This is a genomic window from Methylobacterium sp. WL103 (assembly GCF_008039885.1).
GTDB lineage: Bacteria > Pseudomonadota > Alphaproteobacteria > Rhizobiales > Beijerinckiaceae > Methylobacterium > Methylobacterium cerastii.
In genome coordinates, this window is sequence record NZ_VRUX01000597.1 from 1 (window position 1) to 2,535 (window position 2,535).

Sequence of the window (2,535 nt, forward strand, 5' to 3'; positions counted from 1 at the left end):
GCCGTCGCCGAGGTCGGCGTGCGCTACGTGGCGCCCGAGCGCTTCACCGACGCCGAGGACCGCTGGGGCGCGTCGGGCCGGAGCCTGCGCACGACGCTCGCCGAGATGACGCGGATCTTCCAGGAACTCGGCAGCCGGCGCCTCGGCCCGGACGAGAGCCTCGACGTCACCGTCCTCGACATCGACCTCGCCGGATACGAGCAGCCGGGCTTCGGCACCCCGGGTGGGCTGCGTGTGGTCCAGGATTCGACGCCCCCGCGGATCCGTTTCGCCTACGCGCTGCGGCGGGGCCGGCGTGTGGTCGCCAGCGGCGAGGACACCGCCACCGACATCAACTTCATGCTGACGGCGAACCCGCGCTTTGCGACGGGCGGCCTGTACTACGAGCGCGCGGTGCTGCGCGACTGGTTCGCGCGCCGCTTCCCCGGCCCCGCGGGGCGCGGCTGAGGCCTCACGCCGGCCAGATCGGGGTGCGCTTCTCCAGGAACGCGTCGATGCCTTCGCCGGCCTCGGCAAGCATCATGTTCCGGGTCATCACCTTGGCGGCGTAGGCGTAGGCCTCCTCCAGGCCGAGCTCCTCCTGGCGGCCGAAGGCCTCCTTGCCGATCGCCAGCACCCGCGCCGACTTCTCGGCGATGCGGGACGCCGTCGCCCGCACCGTCGCGTCGAGGTCGGCCGCGGGAACCACGCGGTTGACGAGGCCGATGCGGAAAGCCTCCGCGGCGTCCACCGGCTCGCCGAGCAGCAGCATCTCCATTGCGACCTTGCGCGGCACGGCGCGCGAGAGCGCGACCATCGGCGTCGAGCAAAACAGGCCGATGTTGACGCCGGGCGTCGCGAAGCGCGCGTCGTCGGCGCAGATCGCGAGGTCGCAGGTCGCGACGAGCTGGCACCCGGCGGCGGTGGCGATGCCGTGCACCTGGGCGATCACCGGCTGCGGTAGCCGGGTGATCGCCAGCATGAGGCGCGAGCAGGCGCGGAACACCTCGGCGGCTGCCTCCCGCCCGGGATGGGCGCGCATCTCCTTGAGGTCGTGCCCGGCGCAGAAGGCCGGGCCGGCCCCGCGCAGCACGACGACGCGGACGGCCCGGTCCTCGGCGATCGCGTCGAGGGCGTCCTGCAGCGCCGCCATCAGCCCGAGCGAAAGCGCGTTGCGCGCCGGGCCACGGTTCAGCGTCAGCGTGGCGATGCCGCCGGCATCTTCGCGCAGCAGAAGCGGCGCGTCGGCGCGTGCGGTCTGCGTCGCGGTGGAGGACATGCCGTGGCTCCCGTGTCGATGGTTTCCCAACCTAACACGGTCTCGCCAGGTTTCGCGGATCTCTCAGGCGCGCCGCGGGGCCGATTCCTGCGGGTCGAGCGGGGCGTCGTCGTATTCGGCGATCTCGAGGTCGATCCGGGCGAAGTCGGCGCCGCCGTGCCACCACACCAGCGGCTGGACCGACACGAGGCCCTGCACGCCGCATAGGATTTCCGCGAGGCCGGAATCGACGAAGAGGTGGCGCGGGCCGATCGCGTCGAGGCTGCGGGCGAGCGCCGCCCCGCGCAGGGTCAGGTCGAGCGGCGCCACGGTGACGCCGACGGAGCCGAGGCCCTGCCAGATCGCCAGCAGGTCGGGCTGGTTGCGCATCAGCAGGGCGACGACGTCGCCCTCGCCGAGGCCTTCATGGAGGGCCCAGCGGGCGTAGCGGTTGCGGCGCTCGCCCGAGGGCGTTCCGCCGGCATCCGCCAGGCGCAAGGGGGGCGGGGCGAAGGCGGGATCTGGTTCTGCGCGTCGGTCGAGGGCGAAGTGCATGCGGCGTCCGGTCCGGCTCTGTGCGGAAGAGGTCGAACTCCGATCTGCGCGTCACCGGTTAATAGTAGGCTTCGCATGAGCGCGCCGGGCGTGATCAAGTCGAAACAGGTCCTGCGACCGTCTGGTGCTGGACAAGGGGGCGGGATGCCCAATGCCGCGCTGGCAGCGCACGGCACGATTGCAACGCAGGTAACGCTTAACCGTATTTTTGCGGCGGCCTTTGCCGTGATCGTCCTGAGGCAATCCGCCGGGTCGGTCCCCCTGTGCGGCGCTCACCGTTCGGCGTATCCCGCCCCTCTCAGCGACTCGGAAGAAGTCGTCGCCCCGACATCGAGGAAACCTACGCCCATGCGCCTGCTCGCAACCCTGGCCGCCGCGGCCGCCCTGCTGACCGCCACCCTCGCTGCGGTGCCCGCCGAGGCGCAGATCCGCAACGCGCCGGCGCCGCGGGCGCTGGAATTCGCCGCCTACATCTTCGCGGCCTCGAACGTCTGCGGTTACCGCATCGGCACCGACACCTTCGAGGCGTTGCTGGTCAAGCAGGGCACCCGTTCGGCCGACGTCAGCCCGCGCGGCCCGTTCGGCGGGCGGGTGCAGTCGATCTTCGCGCTGATGTCGAACGACATGGCGCAGAACCGCGAGAAGGCCTGCCTCGCGGTCGCCGGCGAATACGGCCCCGAGGGCACGGTCGCCAAGAACGTGCTGCTGCCGGCAGGCGCCGACGCGGCCCCCGCCCCCGGTGC

4 protein-coding genes are annotated in these 2,535 nt (G+C 72.1%); 2 read left to right on the top strand and 2 right to left on the bottom strand.

From position 1 onward, the window contains the following. A partial coding sequence (locus tag FV222_RS22900) for a DUF3016 domain-containing protein (protein WP_147815718.1) occupies positions 1-447 on the top strand: 447 nt, incomplete at its 5' end. Positions 448-451: 4 nt separating this feature from the next. On the opposite strand, the gene FV222_RS22905 is transcribed toward FV222_RS22900, so the two are convergent. Continuing rightward, the gene (locus FV222_RS22905; RefSeq protein ID WP_147761579.1) at positions 452-1,258 is read right to left on the bottom strand and encodes an enoyl-CoA hydratase; all 807 of its coding nucleotides are present in this window, start codon (positions 1,256-1,258) and stop codon (positions 452-454) included. 63 nt (positions 1,259-1,321) lie between these two features. Next, positions 1,322-1,792, bottom strand: a complete 471-nt coding sequence (locus tag FV222_RS22910; RefSeq protein WP_147761578.1) for an AMP-binding protein — start codon at positions 1,790-1,792, stop codon at positions 1,322-1,324. A 348-nt stretch (positions 1,793-2,140) separates the two neighbouring features. Here FV222_RS22910 and FV222_RS22915 point away from each other — a divergent pair. Further along, positions 2,141-2,535 (top strand): hypothetical protein (locus FV222_RS22915; RefSeq protein ID WP_147815719.1); only part of this gene is annotated, 395 nt, incomplete at its 3' end.

What these genes read in the sequence shown, in the direction of transcription:
- FV222_RS22910 (WP_147761578.1), bottom strand. Translation starts at nt 1,792, where the DNA reads ATGCACTTCGCCCTCGACCGACGCGCAGAACCAGATCCCGCCTTCGCC.
- FV222_RS22905 (WP_147761579.1), bottom strand. Translation starts at nt 1,258, where the DNA reads ATGTCCTCCACCGCGACGCAGACCGCACGCGCCGACGCGCCGCTTCTG.